12 protein-coding genes are annotated in these 18,665 nt (G+C 41.6%); 11 read left to right on the plus strand and 1 reads right to left on the minus strand.

What is annotated here, in order from left to right; genetic code table 11:
* Window positions 1-6: 6 nt before the first annotated feature.
* The 8 genes from AB4585_RS03215 (at window position 7) to AB4585_RS03250 (ending at window position 13,804) form a co-directional block, all read left to right on the plus strand.
* Window positions 7-402 carry a (deoxy)nucleoside triphosphate pyrophosphohydrolase gene (locus AB4585_RS03215; RefSeq protein ID WP_372169328.1) on the plus strand — a complete coding sequence of 132 codons (396 nt, stop codon included), beginning with the start codon at window positions 7-9 and terminating at the stop codon, window positions 400-402.
* A 12-nt stretch (window positions 403-414) separates the two neighbouring features.
* On the plus strand, window positions 415-2,184 hold the full coding sequence (locus tag AB4585_RS03220; RefSeq protein ID WP_372169329.1) for a DNA/RNA helicase domain-containing protein: 1,770 nt from the start codon (window positions 415-417) through the stop codon (window positions 2,182-2,184).
* 95 nt (window positions 2,185-2,279) lie between these two features.
* Complete coding sequence (locus AB4585_RS03225) at window positions 2,280-4,364, plus strand: McrB family protein (RefSeq protein ID WP_372169330.1); 2,085 nt, start codon at window positions 2,280-2,282, stop codon at window positions 4,362-4,364.
* 5 nt (window positions 4,365-4,369) lie between these two features.
* A complete protein-coding gene (locus tag AB4585_RS03230) occupies window positions 4,370-5,746 on the plus strand; it encodes an McrC family protein (protein ID WP_372169331.1) in 1,377 nt (458 codons plus the stop codon).
* A gap of 324 nt (window positions 5,747-6,070) precedes the next feature.
* Window positions 6,071-8,185 carry an anti-phage ZorAB system protein ZorA gene (gene zorA, locus AB4585_RS03235; RefSeq protein WP_372154682.1) on the plus strand — a complete coding sequence of 705 codons (2,115 nt, stop codon included), beginning with the start codon at window positions 6,071-6,073 and terminating at the stop codon, window positions 8,183-8,185.
* Entirely contained in the window at window positions 8,185-8,916 is a 732-nt protein-coding gene (locus AB4585_RS03240) for an OmpA family protein (protein WP_017083526.1), read from the plus strand. Before zorA ends, AB4585_RS03240 begins: the two co-directional genes overlap by 1 nt.
* On the plus strand, window positions 8,916-10,367 hold the full coding sequence (locus tag AB4585_RS03245; RefSeq protein WP_102393903.1) for an EH signature domain-containing protein: 1,452 nt from the start codon (window positions 8,916-8,918) through the stop codon (window positions 10,365-10,367). The genes AB4585_RS03240 and AB4585_RS03245 overlap by 1 nt, the downstream gene beginning before the upstream one ends.
* Window positions 10,358-13,804: an SNF2-related protein gene (locus AB4585_RS03250; protein WP_372169332.1), complete on the plus strand. Its 3,447-nt coding sequence runs from the start codon at window positions 10,358-10,360 to the stop codon at window positions 13,802-13,804. The genes AB4585_RS03245 and AB4585_RS03250 overlap by 10 nt, the downstream gene beginning before the upstream one ends.
* 345 nt (window positions 13,805-14,149) lie before the next feature.
* On the opposite strand, the gene AB4585_RS03255 is transcribed toward AB4585_RS03250, so the two are convergent.
* Complete coding sequence (locus AB4585_RS03255; protein ID WP_017059182.1) at window positions 14,150-15,409, minus strand: adenylosuccinate synthase; 1,260 nt, start codon at window positions 15,407-15,409, stop codon at window positions 14,150-14,152.
* A 214-nt stretch (window positions 15,410-15,623) separates the two neighbouring features.
* On the opposite strand from AB4585_RS03255, the gene AB4585_RS03260 reads away from it, so the two are divergent.
* From AB4585_RS03260 to AB4585_RS03270, 3 genes are all read left to right on the plus strand, one after another.
* Window positions 15,624-16,496 carry a LysR family transcriptional regulator gene (locus AB4585_RS03260; RefSeq protein WP_372169333.1) on the plus strand — a complete coding sequence of 291 codons (873 nt, stop codon included), beginning with the start codon at window positions 15,624-15,626 and terminating at the stop codon, window positions 16,494-16,496.
* A gap of 276 nt (window positions 16,497-16,772) precedes the next feature.
* Window positions 16,773-17,768, plus strand: coding sequence for a CDF family Co(II)/Ni(II) efflux transporter DmeF (gene dmeF, locus AB4585_RS03265; RefSeq protein ID WP_017059184.1), 996 nt, complete (start codon window positions 16,773-16,775; stop codon window positions 17,766-17,768).
* Window positions 17,746-18,162 (plus strand): MarR family winged helix-turn-helix transcriptional regulator, encoded by a 417-nt coding sequence (locus AB4585_RS03270; RefSeq protein ID WP_017059185.1) that lies wholly within the window; start codon window positions 17,746-17,748, stop codon window positions 18,160-18,162. The genes dmeF and AB4585_RS03270 overlap by 23 nt, the downstream gene beginning before the upstream one ends.
* Window positions 18,163-18,665: the final 503 nt, after the last annotated feature.

Consider the following 18,665-nt stretch of genomic DNA (forward strand, 5'->3'; position numbering starts at 1 on the left):
GTGAATATGGTTAAAAAAATAGAAGTAGTAGCGGCCATTATTCAACATGAAGATAAAACTTTGTGTGTTCAGCGCGGTCCTTCAAAGTTAGCTTATATCCATGAGAAGTTTGAATTTCCCGGCGGGAAAGTGGAAGTAGGTGAGCAGAGAGAAGAAGCCATTAAAAGAGAGTTGAATGAAGAGCTGCATCTGAATATCGAACATGTAGATTATTTCATGACGGTTGAGCATGCTTACCCTGACTTTCATATCACGATGCACGCTTACTTATGTCCTGTCGAAAACCGAAAGATAGTACTTACTGAGCATATTGAAGCATTGTGGTTAAATCTCGATGAGCTAACTTCTTTAGATTGGGCCGAAGCTGATGTCCCCATTGTTAGAAAGTTGCAAGCAAACTGAAGAGGACCGTGAATGACTTATTGCTATGCAAATAGGATTGATGTCTTTCTTCAAGAACAAGAAGAAAACTGGTTGGCCAACATGTGTTCTGAGTTTTGTATCAACTTCCCTGGCTTAGAGCTCGGTGAACTTCAGAAACGAGCTTGGGTTGATTGTTTTCATCATCTTCAGAAAGAACTCTCCAAGCGTGCCCAATCTGATGGCTATATTATTTTTGAGTACGCTCTACCAATGGAAGGAGGGCGTAGACCCGATGTTCTGCTTCTCGTCGAAAATAAGCTATTCATTTTAGAATTCAAAATGAAGGATCGCTATCAGCGAGCCGATTATGACCAGTTGTGTGGCTATTATCGAGATCTCTGCAATTACCATCATGAAAGCGCTGCGCTAGAGGTGATTGCCGGTTTGGTTTTGACTCAATCCACCGGTAAATTAACGGATATCGAAAGTAATATCTCAATCCTATCTAGCGATAAACTCAAAGCCTTTCTTGATAAGTACTTAACGGGCGCTCCAACTAACACTGATTTAAAACAGTGGCTTGAATCGCCTTATGCGCCATTACCAAATTTAGTGGATGCGGCAGTAGAGATATTTCAAAACAACCCAATAGAAGAACTAAAGAGCGCTAAAAGCGCAGGGATTTATGAAGCGCTTGATGAGTTGGATAAAGTAACTGCTTGGGTTGAGAGTGAAGGAAATAGAAATCGGGCGAGTGTATTGACCCTGGTTACTGGTGTTCCTGGAGCAGGGAAGACGTTGCTGGGTTTGGAGTTTGTACATCGGAACAAAAGAGGCCAGTTTTTATCTGGGAATGGCCCGCTGGTAGATGTCTTGCAATATGCTCTTGATGACAAAACGTTTGTTCGCGCGTTGAAAGACTTTAAACGCGAATATATGAAGCCACGTACAACCCCTCATACTAATTTGGTTGTTTTTGATGAAGCCCAGAGGATGTGGGACGAAAATAAAAACAAGAATTACCAAATGTCGGAGCCTTCTTGCATCATCAGGATCGCAGATAAAGATAAAACGCCTTGTCACTATGTCGCTCTAGTTGGAGAGGGACAAGAGATTTATGTGGGTGAAGAAGTGGGTATTTCTCTTTGGTGCGATGCTTTGAAAAGTAGTAAAGAGCCTTGGATTGTTTTTTGCCCACCAGCGTTAGAGCATCATTTTCAATTCATGAGCAGTAATCGTGTTCGAGTAAACCCATTGCTAAATTTAGACCAGTCTTTACGAGCTCATAGCGCAAGTTTATATCCTAAGTGGGTGGAAGGTGTTTTGAATGATAAGCCGGATGTTGCGCTGGCTAAGCAGACGATTAAAGACGGTTTTAATATCTATCTAACCAGAGATTTGGAAAAAGCCAAAAGATACTGTCTCAATAGATATCAAAACACCAACAAGAAGTATGGCTTGTTAAGTTCGTCAGACAACATCAAGTATAACAAACAACCATTGGGCCCATGGTTCCATGATGACGTTAGTTCTTCGACATCGTGTTGTAGTTTCCAGCGCACAATTAGTGAGTTTGATTGCCAGGGGTTAGAGCTTGATATGCCAGTGCTAATCTGGGCGAAAGACTTTCTCTACAATGGCAGTGGCTGGGTTCTTCATAAAGGCAATAGAAATGTTCAAAACCCTTTTCAAATTAAGCTTAATAGTTACCGGGTACTGATGACAAGAGGTAGAGATGGCGTAGTGTTTTATTTCCCTCAAGAGGCACTGTTCGACCAAACTTACGAATATTTCTTAAGTGCAGGTGCACAATGCCTATAAAGGCAGCAATCATTCAATCAAAACTATAGTTGTGTTTATCAAAATCCTGTTAGAACAGGACAAAGCAAGAATAATAGTAAGGAAAGAGGCTAGGTATGGACGTTTCAAAGCGGTCAGTTGAGGATGCCGTAACTCAGTTGAAGCAAGATGGTTATTACGAAAAGGACTTTCATCACTTTGTTGAAATTGACGGCAATTTGTATCCAGCAAAAAGACTCTACAGTGTGATTTTTGATGTCCACCACAGTCAGTGTCATACGTCTGAAGCTGAGAGGTTTTTTGAAAAGCAAGGGTATAAATTAGTCAACAAAGACCCACTACAAACTATCCCTAATATTTGGAAAGTTTCCCATGGTTTCAACGAAATATCTGAAAGCGTATCCCAATGGCTAGACGAAAATAACTATCTAGCTGTACATAGCGAAACAGCAAAAAGTCAGGGCAGTCGTTTTATCAAGGAAGTCAAAGTTAGTGATATCGTAAGCCTTTCTCGCAGCGGTTATTTAAAGGCCTTGGTACGAGTCACTGGAGAGGCTATGTTCGATGATGAATCTCCTTTAGATCATGGTTGGAGGTTTCGAAAGTATGAGTTAGTCCGTTCTTTGTCAGAGTTACAAAAGTACGCAGGCCCAAGTAAAGGTTGGGCCCCAAGCTATAACAGTACTCTTGCAAAGGTATACCAGCAAAAACAAGACCTAAAGCTATTTGAAGAGAGCATTCTGCAACCATACTACTCGATGAGTTTAGATGAACTGAGAGTTAAGCATGATAGTGAGAAGGAAAGCCAAATGAACCATGAATATAGTAGTCACAGTATCATCTCTCCGCTTAACCAAATTTTGTATGGGCCGCCAGGCACTGGTAAAACCTATCATACTATTGAAGCCGCAGTTCAAGCCGCTGATCCTGACTTTTACGCCAGCATAAACATTGATCCTGAAACCGGTGTATCAGAAGAGCAAAGAGGCTCACTAACGAAAAAATACAAAGCACTGACTGCCGCTGGTCGAATTCGTTTTGTCACATTTCATCAAAGCTATGGGTATGAAGAGTTTGTGGAAGGACTCAGTGCTAAAACAGAAGGCGGTCAAATTTCTTACTATGAAAAAGAGGGTGTATTTAAGGCGCTCTGTGAAAAAGCTAAGGACTACCAAGAAACCAAAACCACGGATGAGAAAGATGATTTTGATACATTGTGGGGGCGTTTTTTAAATAGTTTATCTGAACTGGAAGAGGGCGTTCGAGTCGACACAGTTCGTACGTTTTTCATAGTGACTGATGTCGATAACAACACAATTCGCTTCGAAAAAGACAAAGGCGAATCAACTCATTCTTTGAGTGTAAAAACCTTAAAAGACATCTTTCATGGTGCTCGAGTGATTAATGGAGGATTGAACCCTTACTATTCTGCTTTGATCAAGCATTTAGAAAAGCTTGCGCATAGTAAGCGCGAAGTCAAAACAGAACGCCAAAACTATGTATTAGTTATCGATGAGATCAATCGAGGTAATATCTCAAAAATTTTTGGTGAACTGATTACCTTGATTGAACCTTCTAAGCGCAAAGGTGCGCAGGAGCCGCTAGAAGTCACCCTACCTTATTCTGGTGATACTTTCTCAGTACCAGATAACTTATATATCATTGGCACTATGAACACGGCAGACCGTTCATTGGCAATGATGGACACTGCATTACGTCGTCGTTTTGATTTTAAAGAGATGATGCCAAACCCCAAGCTTTTTGCTGATAAAGAAGTTAAGGGCATCAATTTATCTAAATTGCTAGAAACACTAAATAAGCGAATTGAAGTTCTCTATGATCGTGAGCATACGCTCGGTCATGCTTTCTTGTTCCCTGTTTTCAATGAGGTTGATGAAGGCAAGGCGTTTATCGAGCTACAGTCAGCATTTAAGAACAAGATAATCCCACTATTGGAAGAGTATTTTTATGAAGATTGGAGCAAGATTCGTTTAGTCCTTGGTGACAGTTTGAAGCAAGATGAGAGACTACAATTTTTAAAAAGAACTGAAGACTCCTACAGTGAGTTATTTGGCCCTGAACATGGATTGGAGCTGTATGAGGATTGTAAAGTGACATACTCATTCAAGCCTTTTGGGGTAGGGACTGTTTGGCAAAACCCGGCAGCGTTCAAAGCTATCTACGCAAAAGATAGTGAGTAAGGCTAGTGAAAGCCAAACAAGAAATTACTCTCTTTGAGTATGACTGTTTAGTGAGTGAAGATGTGCTGAAAGATCAGACTGCATCTTCACACGTTCAAGCTATCTCTATATCAGCTTATCAATATCTCAAGCAGCTTTGCTTAAGTAATGAGAATGAAAGAAATCTTCTTCAATTACGTCGTCGAAATGGTATGGAAGTTCTGCAAGTTCAAAACTATGCAGGAGTTATGTTTACGCCAGATAAAACGCAAATTGAAATCTTGCCTAAAATCGGAAAAGGCTTCACAGATGAAGGTAGTGACAACAACTATGATGACGCTTATGTGAAAGCTCGGCACACACTACTAGTAATGTTACGTGCGTTGAAAGGTTTCTCACATATTCAAACCTCGAATGCTAATATTACTCGCCAAAGAATGCCGTTGTTAGAGGTATTTATAGGCCAGTTCTTACAGTCGGTGAACACGCTCGTAAAACGTGGCTTAAGAAGCGACTATGTACGTAGGGAAGACAATTTAGGTTTCTTAAAGGGGAAGCTGAATGTAGGAAAACAAGTTAGGCATAACTCCATTAGTAAGCATAAATTTTACTGTGAGTACGATGAGTTCTTACTCGATCGTCCCGTAAACCGGTTAATGCATAGTGCTCTAAAACGAGTGAAAGGCTATACGCGGAGTGCAGAAAATCAGAAGTTGTTACAAGAGCTAGACTTTGTATTTAATGAAATACCAGAGAGTAAGGACTACAGCGTTGATTTTTCAAAAGTCAGGCTTGATAGAGGGATGAGTTACTACCAAATACCTTTAGACTGGTGTCGACTAATCTTAGAAGGCTTTTCTCCACAAACGATGAAAGGTGGTGCTAACGCAGCTTCTCTTTTATTCCCTATGGAGAAGGTATTTGAAGACTACGTTGCTAAAGTTTTAAAAGAACAACTAGCGGTCAGTCATCCTAAGCTCAGTGTTAGTACACAAGTTACTGGTGAGTACCTTGCCCGTTATGACGGTAGAAACAAATTCAGTTTACGCCCAGATTTGATTATTAAGGAAGGGAGCTCCAATCAAGTCGTGCTCGATACGAAGTGGAAGCTTCTCAATACCAAGTTAAGTAATTCAAATATCTCCCAATCGGATATTTACCAACTGTTTGCTTATGCAAAAAAATACCTTGCGGATGATGAAAGTGGTCAGGATGTGGTGCTGATTTACCCTAGCCAAGACAACTTTGATGAAGCACTGCATTTCCCCTTTGAGTTGGGAGGTGGGCATCAGCTTTGGGTCGTACCATTCGATATATCAGAGAAGGAATATACGGGTATCAGATGGCCATCAGGTTTCAACTTGCCCTCTAGTATTGAAGCTCTTCAACAGCAATCAAACTAATGCGAGTGCAGGAAAGACTCTAAGAATTGATTGTAATGAACTAGATCAATATGCATGTGATGGATCTATCTATTATTGCGCCATGAATTTTGCTCTAAGGCCTGGTGGGTATTTAGAAAAAACTACGAGTTAGATTATCAAAATACCTTAAAAGAGATCACGAGCCACAGGCATAAAAAATATATGGAGTTTTGAAAACTTTCAGCAATAGATGAAGTATTCGCTGCTTCGTTAACACAAAGCACTCAGCGCATGGTTGAGTTGTAGGTTCATAGAATTTCAACAATCAAGTTTGTTGACGTATTAATTTTGGAAGTGATTTAAATGAAAGATAGCCTTAACCTCTCTAGTTTATGGCCCGACTTGAACAGTCTAAACGTAATTCCACCACAAACAGCAGATCAGTTGAGTGCCTTGTTTGTGGTGATTTTGTGGTTTGTAGCGGCATTTTTCTTACTGTGGTCTATATCTGCTTTCATTCGAGCTACTCGTCGTGTGAAGTGGTTAAATCACTTGCTTAATGATGCTGAGAAGGCAAACCCTGCTGATAGTAGACATGACTTAATTGCCAAAGCAGAACTAAAGAAAAATTCAGTAGGGCATTTGTGGCTAGAATTTGATGAAACGCTGTTGGAAGTCAGAGGATCTGACGAGGTGTTACGGTTACATAATACATTTGATGCTGACTATTTCTTCAATAGTTCCACTCTGGCTGGTGGTAGTACTGAGAATAGAATGATAGCTGCAGTACCTGGTTTCTTAACGGCCTTAGGGGTAATTGGTACCTTTGTGGGTTTGCAACTCGGTCTTTCTGACTTAAACATTGCAGGTAATGTTGATGTAAATGAAATGAAAGATGGGGTGGCGGGAGTTATCAATGGAGCAAAAATTGCTTTTATGACATCAGTCTGGGGTGTCCTATTGAGCGTAGCTTTCAATTTCATTGAAAAAATACTTGAACAGATTATTAGGAAAAAGATTAAGGTTCTGCAAAATAGAATTGACAGATTATTCCCTCGATTGAGCGCTGAAAACCAATTGCAATCTATTGCGAATAATAGCCAGCAGTCACGTGAAAGTCTACAAGGGCTAGCTGAGAAAATTGGCGAGAAAATGCAAGAGTCTTTAGTACAGGCAACTCAGGGCATTCAACAAGGCCTGGAGAGCAGCTTAGAAAAAATTATGGCTCCTGCTATTAATAAGCTCGTTGACGAAACTTCTGACGGTAATCAGAAAGCACTAGAGAGTGTTCTTCAATCATTCATGGATGGTTTCGGGCAGCAGGGTGAACAGCAGCGTGTTGCTATGGATAGTGCCTCTAAGGGAGTGAATGAAACTTTAGAATCTATGAGCACATCTTTGGCAGCATTTGTTAATAAGCTTGAAGCTCAGCAGAGCGCATCAACGGAGAGAGAGAAAGAGCTGATTTCTTCGATTTCTGTACAGGTATCTGAGTTAGTAACACAAGGCAATGAGCAAAAGAGAATGATGACCGAGTTTGTGGAGAAACAGGTCTCAGAAATGGGTGAGCAACTTAGCCAGAGAGAGAGTGCAGCTTCGGAAAGAGAACAAAAGCTGGCTTCTTCTATGGAAACGACAATTAAAGAACTTGTCGATAATGTGTCGGGGCAAAGCCGAGTTTTAACAGAATTTGTTAATAACCAAGTAGGTGAACTTACACAAACGTTCTCTAAGCGTGATGAGCAGTCAAGCCTGATGGAAAAAGAGCGCAATGACATGTTTGTTTCTCAAACAAATGCAATGAAATCGGGAACTGATGAGCTACTAGCACAAGTTAAATCAAGTGTTGATATGCAGCAATCTGCGTCTCATCAGGTTTTAGAACAAGGTAAGCATCTTCAAAATAGTATTGAAACTTCTGTATCTGCATCTGCGAGAGCGACAGAGAGTATGCAGCTATCAGCGGTAGAGTTGAGAAATGCAGCTGACAGTATGAGCGTCTTTGGCTCGAATATTAAAGATGCGGGTAATAAGCTTTCAGGAGCAGTAACTGAAGCTGTAAGCAGTACTAAAGATTTGGCTGAATTGAATCAGTTAAGCGTAGAGAAAATCCACTCCTTGAGAGAGCAACTTGTTGAGGATACGAGTAAATTTGGTGAACTTGCTGATAAGATTAATGGCATGTTAGATAGCGCAGAATCGTCGTTCAATCAATTACGTTCTACTCAAAATGAGTTTTTGACAGAGCAAAAGAGTAACCTGACCGAACTAACTTCAGAAATGAAAAATAACGTGAAGGAACTGAGCGAGCAAATGTCGACCCTACTGGAAGAGTATGCTGATGAGGCAAATAGCCAAACCAATGAACACCTAAAAATTTGGTCAACGACTAGTACTCAATACGCAACGCAGATGGTTAATGCCGTCAATGCAATTTCAAGTGTCGTAGATGAAATCCAAGACAAAGTGAGTCACTAATGCGTAGAGGTTCGCGATACCAATCAAACGGTTCAGTTGACGAAGAAAACCCGTATTGGGTTTCCTTTTCTGACCTTATGTCAGCGCTTCTTGTTATCTTCATACTGGCCGCTGTAGCGTTAATTATTGAACTTACTCAAAAGACAAATGATGTTGAAGCAGGAATAGAAGAGCTAAAAAAAGCTGAACAGGCGAGAAAAGATATAATCTATGACGTTAGAGATGAATTAGCTAAACGAAATGTTATCGTTGAGATCGCCGATAATGACACTGTAATACGTATACCTGAGAGCACTCTAACGTTTGCTTCAGGTAAGGATTCCATCCCAAAGAGCCCTGAAGTCCAACAGGCGGTAAAAGATATTGGTGCTGTGCTTCATATGGCTGTTCGAAAGAACGAAAGATTCAAGTACCTAGATACAGTGTTTGTAGAAGGACACACTGATAGTGATGGGATCCATTATCGAGGGAAGGGGAACTGGGGTTTATCTGTAGATAGAGCTATATCAGTCTGGAATGTTTGGCAAGCTGAAGTAGAACTTACACCTAAATTGGGTGAATTAGAAAATGCATTTGGACAGCGCCTTTTTTCTGTAAGCGGTTATGCAGAAACGCGCAGAGCGAATCTACAAGAAGCTAACCAACAAGATAAAAGCCAGAACCGAAGAATCGATATTCGCTTTACGGTCAAGAAACCATCTATTGCTGACTTAGAAAGGATTGTTAATTAGTGCGCCTTCGTATTAAAAAGCTACCGGTAACTTTACGTCATGATCCTTTGGGTAAGTCAATAGAGGAGCTGTCTCAGCTCACCCAGAAACTTGGAGTACTGTCCAAGAACGCTGGTATTGAAAATACTAAATTTAAGTCAGCATACGGTGATGTCTACAAAGCACTGATAGCTAACAAGGCTGTAGAAGATGTAGTAGATACTTCTGTTCATGTGCGAGCGTTGGCAATCTCTTTGCAAACTGACATAAAAAATAAAGTCAGCTTTACTCGTCGTCTTCTCAATAAGATCACAGAAATCGTGGGGAAGCCTAGTGCACTTGTTATTGAATCATTTTATCAGCATTTCCTATCAGAGTATGACCAGCTAACGGATTGTGATGCGACCGCTGAATGGTTATTAGAAGCGAAGCAAAAGAGAGGCTACGAGGGAGAGTTTGATGAGAAACTCCTGTCAAGCAATGGACCTCAGTGGCTCGCTAAGCAAGCAATCGAAAGAAATATTGATTTTGACCATTGGATTAATGAGCTTGATTTACAACATTACGCTAATGGTCGCTATTTGACGACAGCTAAAGGGATCTATTACGTAGAACAGCTTGAAACGATTCCGATCGGTATCGATCATCCATTGTTATCTGAGGTTCAGAAAAAGGCAGTTTTTGAAGCTCAATATGATTCAGAGGACTTGTTAGGACACAAGATTCTGCGAATTTTAATTGGTCGTTCTATTGGTTCTCATATGAGTGAATCATGGATGAATGTAGTGCTTGCTGTGGCAGGAGATCCTCGAGTGCCAAGCTCCAATCCACGGTACATAAAGTGGTGGAGAAATATTGATGCTCAGTTGACTCAAGCGGTTCGGGGATGGTTGTCTAAATTAGACCTTAAGTTGTTCTTAGAGGCTTTGGAGGATTATTCGTATTCCTCATCCAACTATGAACTACAAAGAATGTACCCATCTAGGAAGCATTTTTTAGAAGGAATGTTTGATGCAGGTGTTATTACTAATACACGACTGTATCTGAGTCGAGATGCCGCTCAATATTTGAAACGAAATTATGACGCTAAACACTTGCCAAACTTTTCGACAGTGAAAGATGGGGATAAGTCTATCATCTATGTTCAGATGGAAGGCGCACACATGATTGAGGGAAGCCATAGTTGTTATTTATGGCTTTACAGACACTTAGAACCTTCAGCTTGTGTGTTCAATTATAATATTACTAGTCCAACTTATTCGCAGTTGACCAGTGGATTAAATTACCAAATGACTAATTTATCCGGTGGGGCGACAGCAAAGATTACGCATTCTCCTTCAAGTTATTCTTGGCAGCGACGCGCATTGACTGAACTCAGAGACTTAGGGGTTCAATTGACAGCTAAAGATATTCTTTCTAGTGATGATTATGTCGACTTTAAACAACGTTTCGGAGTAAGAGAATGGAGCTAACTTCTTTAATCAGTAGATTTTTTTCTGGTTTAGATAAAACATCCAAATTTGATTTGGTATGTGATGGTAGCCTTGATTTCACTGCTTCGAAGTCTAACTTAGAAAAAATACGAAGCGGTCGAGCAAATGAGTGGTTCACCGCTCAATTTGTTGCTCTTAAAATGCTTGAAGAACAAGGAGAAGTAACATCGTTTCCCGATGGGTTTATGATGCCTGCATCGACTGCTGTTCGCTTAGATTCAGAGTTGATGACTCTTTTAGGCCTTCCTGAACTTTGGGGAGGAGTAATTGATGCTGACATAAAAGGAAAGGCAAGCAATCCCGATTTTAAAATTGACTTGGCAGTGACTACGCAACAAGGTCGTTCAACGCTTAATTATTCAATTAGTGGTCCTTTTATTAGGTTTGGAAAAGAGGCAGAGTATTTGTTAACACCATCACAGTTGATGGTGTTTGAGGCAAAAAATCTTCATCAAAACTCCGAAAAGTCTGAGTACGATAATTTGCTTTTTCTTCATGCTCTTCAAGAAGCGCAATACCAAGGCTGTCGGTTAAAGTTAAAACATTTTGATAAATTAAGAATTTTAACGCCTAGCTCAGTGACAGTAGATGTGGAGCTTAACGCTAATGGGGACCTTATATTAACGCCTAATATGGGGCAACATGCTAGCCATGAAGCTATCCAGAGGGTGCTAGGTCAATTACAAAGTGATAGTTCGGTTTCTCTTAAAGTAGGAGATGAGATAGTACTTTTTTCTGAGGAAAAACTGAAAGCTGTCAAAGAAGTTATCAGCAATAGGGTTGTACCAAAAAGCCAGGTTAAAGCATTTTTGGAAAATCCCACTGCATTTATTGACGCGAGCTTAGTTGACCTTGATTTAGGGTTTTCTTTAAGGGTTCGTGGTGCAACGACATTTAAGCATGCCTATTTTGGGGAGACGGATGAATCCGGTATTGATTGGTTTGGTACTTCATTAACAACAGAGGCCATTTATCCAATATCAAAGCTCATTGATGCAATTGATGACAGGCCCGCTTTATTAGAAGTAAGCAAAAAACTCGATGACGCTCAACATACCGGAGCTACAGTTTTTGATTACGAAGGGAAGTCGTATGACATTGGTGATCGTGACGCTGTGAGTAAAACACTTGTAGCAATCGAAGACAAAATGTCTAAACCAGCTGGTGATACTTCTGAAGATGAACCTGGAGAGTTGGAGAAGGACTCTAGTGAAAAAGAGATCCATGTTGTTGATATCGATCTAAATGATGAGGAGTTGTCAGAAAACTCCCCGCAGGTTGATAAATTGATCGCAGATATGGCGTGGGAAGGTGAGTTAAATTGGGACAATCACAAACGAAAACCATTCCCGCATCAAGAGGTAGGCGTTAGGTGGATTCTGGGGGTAGAACAGAAGATTCTTACTGAACCAAGTATCAGCGGAGCTTTACTAGCTGACGATATGGGTTTAGGGAAAACCTACATGGCTCTCTCCGCTATAGAGCATATGTACCAACGTATGACGATTGACGCTAAGACTAAGAAACCGACATTAATCGTTGCTCCGTTAAGTCTGCTTGAAAACTGGAAAGATGAAGTAGATAAAACATTTGAAGCGTCTCCTTTTAAAGACATAGTCATTTTGCAATCGGCTGCCGATCTAAACAGATACAAGATGGGTGGCGTTGAAATCCGAAATCAAAAGAATTCAGATGAAGAGCTTGAACCTAAATACTCTTTAAAAGTAGGAAAGAACTTTGGTTCCGAACGTCTAGACCAACCACAACGACTTGTTATTACTACTTATCAAACGTTACGGGATTATCAGTTTTCATTGTGCTTAATTGATTGGGGTGTTGTTGTTTTCGATGAAGCTCAGAACACTAAAAATCCTAATGCCCTGCAAACCAGGGCAGCTAAAGGACTGAAAGCGGATTTTAAATTGGTCGCTACCGGTACGCCGGTGGAGAATAGCTTGGCAGATTTTTGGTGCTTAATGGACACTGCCTCTCCCGGGTATTTAGGGACTTATCAGGAGTTCCGTTCTCACTACATTTCACCTATTCTCAAATCTGCCGGAGATGAAGTTGAAGAGGTCAGAGCTAGACTAGGGAGAGAGTTGCGTATCGCGGTGGGTGCTTTGATGCTTAGACGAGTTAAAGAAGATAACCTGAAGGGCCTACCGGCTAAGAATATGTATGCTGGTGGACACTTTGATGGGTGGGAGTACCTGAAAGAATTAGAATCTACGATGGTCGGGTATCAGCGCGATGTCTATGAAGGAACGATAAGTAATCAAATTGAAAATGAAGATAGCCATGCCTTAACTACATTAATGAGATTACGAGACAGTTCATTACATCCGAGATTAAGTGACGGTGGACGACTAGAACTTCCTAGAAGCAGTAAAGTGGCTCGTGAATTATATCTAGAGTCGGGGAAATTAAGTTCATTGCTTGAGACTCTTGATAGAATTAAGAGCCGACAAGAAAAATGCATCATTTTTGCCGTAAATAAGCGTCTACAGAGCTTTTTAAGCATCACCCTCGGTCAAATCTATGGTTTAGGGCCACTGTCGGTAATAAATGGTGATGCCAAAGCTGTAGCTAAAAGAAAGTCAGTTCCAACTCGTAAATCCATGATAACGGACTTCGAAGCTAAAGAAGGCTTTAATTTGATTGTTATGTCACCAGTGGCGGCGGGTGTTGGTTTAACTGTCGTTGGCGCTAATCATGTCGTCCATCTGGAGAGGCACTGGAACCCAGCTAAAGAAGCTCAAGCAACCGATCGGGTGTATCGAATTGGGCAAACAAAAGATGTTCATATTTACATCCCTTTGTTACATCATCCTGAGTTTGAGTCGTTTGATGTCAACCTTCATAGGCTACTAACGCAGAAAACTTTATTGAAAGACGCTGTAGTCACTCCAGAGGATGTTGTACCGCAGCCATCTGGTGTCGGAGGGAGCATTACTGGGGATCTCATTAATAAACGTATAACACCTGACGAGTTGGACAAATTGAGTTGGCAGCAATTTGAGGCTCTGTGTTTGACGCTCCTGTCCAAGCATTATGATAGTGAAAGCGCGTGGTTAACGAATGCTGGTGCTGACCATGGTGCCGATGGTGTAATCCTGACTCAGTCGGGCAATATTCTAATGCAAGCTAAATATACGCAACGAAGATACGATGGATATAAAGGTATACAAGAGATTCACTCTGCTAAGCCGATTTATGAATCTGAGATGCAGAAAACTTTCGGCCGTTTAGTATTTATAACTAACTCACCATCGTTAGCTAAGCGAACTGATGATATAGCTAAAACATGCGGGGTTGAGGTTATCGATAGAGCTAAGCTGCTAACATATCTAGATGAGAATGAAGTGACTTACAAAGATGTTCTAACTCGTCTTGAGAAGCGTAGGCTTAAGGTGTGAAAATTTTATAATGCGTGCTGGTACCGTTTATGGCCGACCAGCATGTTTGTTTTGTGAAAGTAATCTGCTCTTCAGATAAATTTAGTGCTGATCTTGTCTCAGAAGTTGAGTTCTTTCCGAAGTAACACCTGAGGTAACATCTTAAAACTCTACTTTTATATTGTTCATTTTAATCAATTAGATAGGTTGGATGGTAGAGTCCAGTAGCGGCACCACATTATACGAAAGAGCCCACCTAGTGTGGGCTTTTTGTGCCTGTAATTCCTTGTGTTATCTCGTTCTTTATGAACAATCAAAAAAGTCCACTGAATGTGGGCTTTGATGTAGATCTTGTCGTCTTCTAAACTAAGCGCGAATGATCATTTGCTCGCGCTCTGGACCTACCGATACCATCACGATTGGCACACCCATCAGCTCTTCGATACGAGTAACGTAATCTTGCGCTGCTTGAGGAAGGCTCTCAAACGTGCGGCAACCCGTGATGTCTTCATCCCAGCCAGCCATATCTTCATATACGGGCTTTAGCTCAGCCGTTTGTGGCCAAATCGGGTTCTCAGTATGTTCACCTGAGTAAGCGGTACAGATTTTAAGTTCAGACAAACCAGACAGGCAATCGATCTTAGTCAGTGCTATTTCCGTTGCAGCTTGCAGGTCAACACCGTTGCGAGTTGCCACTGCATCAAAGTAACCCATATCACGTGGTCGACCCGTAGTTGCGCCGTATTCGTTAGAGCTTTCGCGGAAGCTGTCTTGTTCTTCCATTGCAGTTACTAGCGTGCCAGTACCAACAGACGAGCTGAATGATTTAGCAACAGCGATAACACGTTCAGGACGAAGTGCAGGTAAACCGCTACCAATGCCAGCATAAGCTGCGGTTACATTCGAAGATGTTGTCCAAGGGTATTCACCGTAGACAAGGTCGCGACCTGCGCCTAACTGAGCTTCAAACAGTAGGTTTGCGTCTTGTGATTGCAGCGCTTTAAGCGGCTCAGTTACGTTGCAGATGAACGGGCGCCACGCTTTAGTTACTTCAAGTAGCCATTCTGTCATTTCAGAAGCAGTCTGGGAGAAGTCACATTGAGGGTAGAGCGCTTTAAGCTGAGGCATCTTCCAATCAAGTAGGAATTGAATACGCTGCTCTAAAATTTCAGGTTGATTCAGCCAACCGACAAGAATGCCTTTCTTCATTACACGATCGCCGTACGCTGGTGCAATGCCTTGACGTGTAGAGCCGTAAGCGCCATCGCCCAAACGCTCTTCTTCAAGCGTATCTTCAAGAGCATGTAAAGGGAGACACAGTGTCGCACGATCTGAGATCGCCATTTTCACTTTGATGCCAGCCTCTTGAACTTCTGCAATCTCTTCAGTTAGCGCAGCAGGGCTGATCACCATGCCAGGGCCAAGAACCGCCGTACAATTAGGATTAAAAATACCACTAGGTAGTTGGTGCAGTTTGAATGTACCGAAGTCATTTACCACAGTATGACCTGCATTGTTTCCGCCTTGGAAACGAATGCTAGCAGAAGCTTGGTCTGCTAAAAAATCGACGATGCGGCCTTTGCCTTCATCACCCCAGTTTGCGCCCACAACAACGATAGATGGCATAATTTTTCTCCTAACTGATTGAGGAATCATGTTAGGCCTACAAGGTGGATAAGAGAAATTAATTATCTTTATTATCTTGATAAGGATTTCATATATCCTTAAAGTCTTAAGCTACAAACGAGATTCCCTATCACGTTCGTTCCTCACTGTAGGGAATGACGATGGGGCATTCTTTACTTTTAGGGAATGATATTAGTGACACGAGAGAGAGGACATGATGCTCGATATTAATTTGTTGAAGACGTTTGTGACGCTTGCGGAGTACAAGCATTTTGGGAAAGCGGCCAATGCACTGCACATGACACAACCCAATGTGAGTTTGCACCTAAAACAACTGGAACAACAAACACGCATAAAGTTGATAGAGAGAAGCCCTTTTCAATTGACTCAAGCGGGTGAACGGCTATTGGAAACAAGCCAAAGAACGCTACTCGAACTGCAGATTTGTCAGGCCGATCTCAATGCCATTAACGACCTTAAAATAGGGACGTTAACCATTGCCGTAAGTGACATCATTTCTCGATTTTTGCTAATTCGTCCGTTCCAGAAGTTCAAAGCGCAGTATCCCGGTATTGACCTTACGCTCTTGAATACCACGTCATCTCAGGCATCGAATTTAGTTAAAAATGCTCAAGCGGATATTGGTTTTGTTATCGCCAAAGAGCAGCACAACGAGTCTTTGTATTTCACTAAGCTGCAAGAGCTTTCTTGGTGTGCGCTTGGCGAAGGGTTTGATATCCGAGACTCTGATGCAGAGCTCACTTTGATTCTACTAGGTCATGATACGAGAACGCGTGACTTTATTGATGAAGGTTTACCAAGCCTTAATCTACCTAATTATAGGGTGATGGAAGTAGGGAGTGTCGATGCTCAAATCGACTGGGCAGAAGCGGGATTTGGTGTGGCTATTGTCCCGGAGTTTGCGGTATCAACCAAGCAGCACCTGCATTCGAAAGTGACACCATTGACCAACTTCTCGAGCACCAGTCTTGGTTATATTGTTCGGCAGAACCAAGTCTTGTCGAAAGCAACCAAGCAGCTGTTAGGTTGGGTGAATGATGAGATTATTTCATTGCAAAACAAATAAATACAATCATTGAGTTTGACTCAATCAGCCCACCTCGAGTGGGCTTTTTTGTCCCTGGAAAGCCTCGTTTTTACTGAATCAATAATCTTTGGAACAAACTAGCGCTCACCATCAACTATTCGTCCCGCAAATCAGAGTTTCAAAATTCATCGTTGACAAAGTTTGATAATCAAACTAAATTTCAAATTATTACTTTGATTGTCAAATTACTTGTCAATCAAAGGGCTTTTATTTGCAACGATCATCTAACCACAAACACAAGCTAAGGACGCCATTTTGAGTTTTCCAACACGTCACCAACACAACTTTTCTTCACATAACAGTCAAGGTGAGAAACGCACGTTCTATGTCCTGTTATTGACCGTCGTTACCATGGTTGTCGAAATTGTTGCAGGTACTATTTACGGCTCGATGGCATTGCTTGCCGATGGTTGGCACATGGGGACGCACGCCGCAGCGTTTGGTATCACCTTATTTGCATACCGTTATGCGAAGAAACATGCCGAGAGCGAACGTTTCTCTTTCGGTACTGGCAAAGTCAGCGTGTTAGGGGGCTACACCAGCGCGATTGCATTGGGGATTGTGGCATTGTTGATGCTGGTGGAATCAGTACATCGTTTGTTTAACCCACAAGCGATTCAGTTCAATGAAGCGATCATCGTTGCTTGTATTGGTTTAACTGTGAATGTGGTGAGTATGTTTTTACTTGGCGATCACCATCATGATCACGGACACGAGCATGGCCACAATCATAGTAAGAATCACGGTCATTCACATAGCCATGAGCACGACAGCGACCATGGTCATAAACATGGCGAGCATCACGGACACCATCATGATCACAACCTACGCGCAGCCTACATGCATGTGTTGGCGGATACTCTAACTTCGCTGCTTGCGATTGTTGCGCTGCTATTTGGTAAGTTTTACGGTTGGAACTGGTTAGATGCAGCAATGGGAATGGTTGGCGCATTCGTGATTGCTAAGTGGACGATGAACCTTATGAAACAAACCAGCCCAATCCTGCTGGATGAGAATATCGACCAAGATTATCGTGACTCAGTGACCAAAACCTTAACGCCTTATGCGTCGGTCACCGATTTCCATATGTGGAAGGTGAGTGGGCATCACTATTCAGCAGCGATTACTCTTGAATCAAACAGTGATAAAACCGTCTCTGAATATAAACAAATGCTCGCCAAGTTTGATAAGATTAATCATCTTACTCTTGAAGTGCATTCAAACGACCATGCGAAATATAGAACAGCTTAACCAAATACTGACTGAGTTCTACGATAAAATGTCTTCGTGGGAGCAGTCTGTTGTCAAAGAGACGGGTTATTCCCTGGCTCAAGTACACACCATTGAAGTACTTGGTATGCATGGTGCGTTAAGAATGAAAGAGCTCGCTGAAAAGTTGGGTATTACCACGGGTACACTTACTGTTCAAATAGAAAAGTTGGTTAAAGCTGAATTGATTGAGCGCCATGAACACCCAACAGATCGTCGTGCGATTGTGGTTGCCTTGACGGATGAAGGGCAGAAGATACACGTTCACCACAATCAGCTTCACTTGAATTTGGTTAATGAGCTGACGCAAGATATCGAAGAAGACGAGAAAGCGGTGTTATTGAAGTGCCTAACCAAGATGGTAAAAGCGTTTTAGCCAGCCTTGAATTCGCACCTAACTCTTTAGCTGCAAAGCGATTGACTAGAAAATCAAAAGATGGACCTGACTCGAATTGAGTAGGTCCATTTTTTTCGCCGTTTACGCTCTACTGTACAATCATCAATAGACGGATTCACTGTTTAAAAACCAAGTCAAAACCTCCAATATTGCGCTTCGCTCGTGCTCTTCTGGAGAGCCAAAAAAATGTCATCATAAATAATGCATCCAAATGTGCGTCAAAGTCTTTTAATTCAATGCCTTGTACACCATGACATTCAAGCCATTTATGTTCCGTCAAATAGCTGTCTCTCACTTTTATCATTCAACTAATGTACATGTATTCAATTTGTGTTATTGATGCTTTTATCTTTAGTGAAAAGATTCATTCTCTGTTTGAATACCATTGAGAATGTCACTGCTGGTGGGCTGAACAGTCGCTAGATTTAGTGCTCATTACTGATACAAAAAATATAACAATAATCAGGTCGCGCAAGTTGGAT

Origin of the sequence: Vibrio sp. 10N.222.49.C9 (assembly GCF_041474985.1) — a bacterium.
In the GTDB taxonomy this organism is placed as follows: Bacteria; Pseudomonadota; Gammaproteobacteria; order Enterobacterales; family Vibrionaceae; genus Vibrio; species Vibrio crassostreae_C.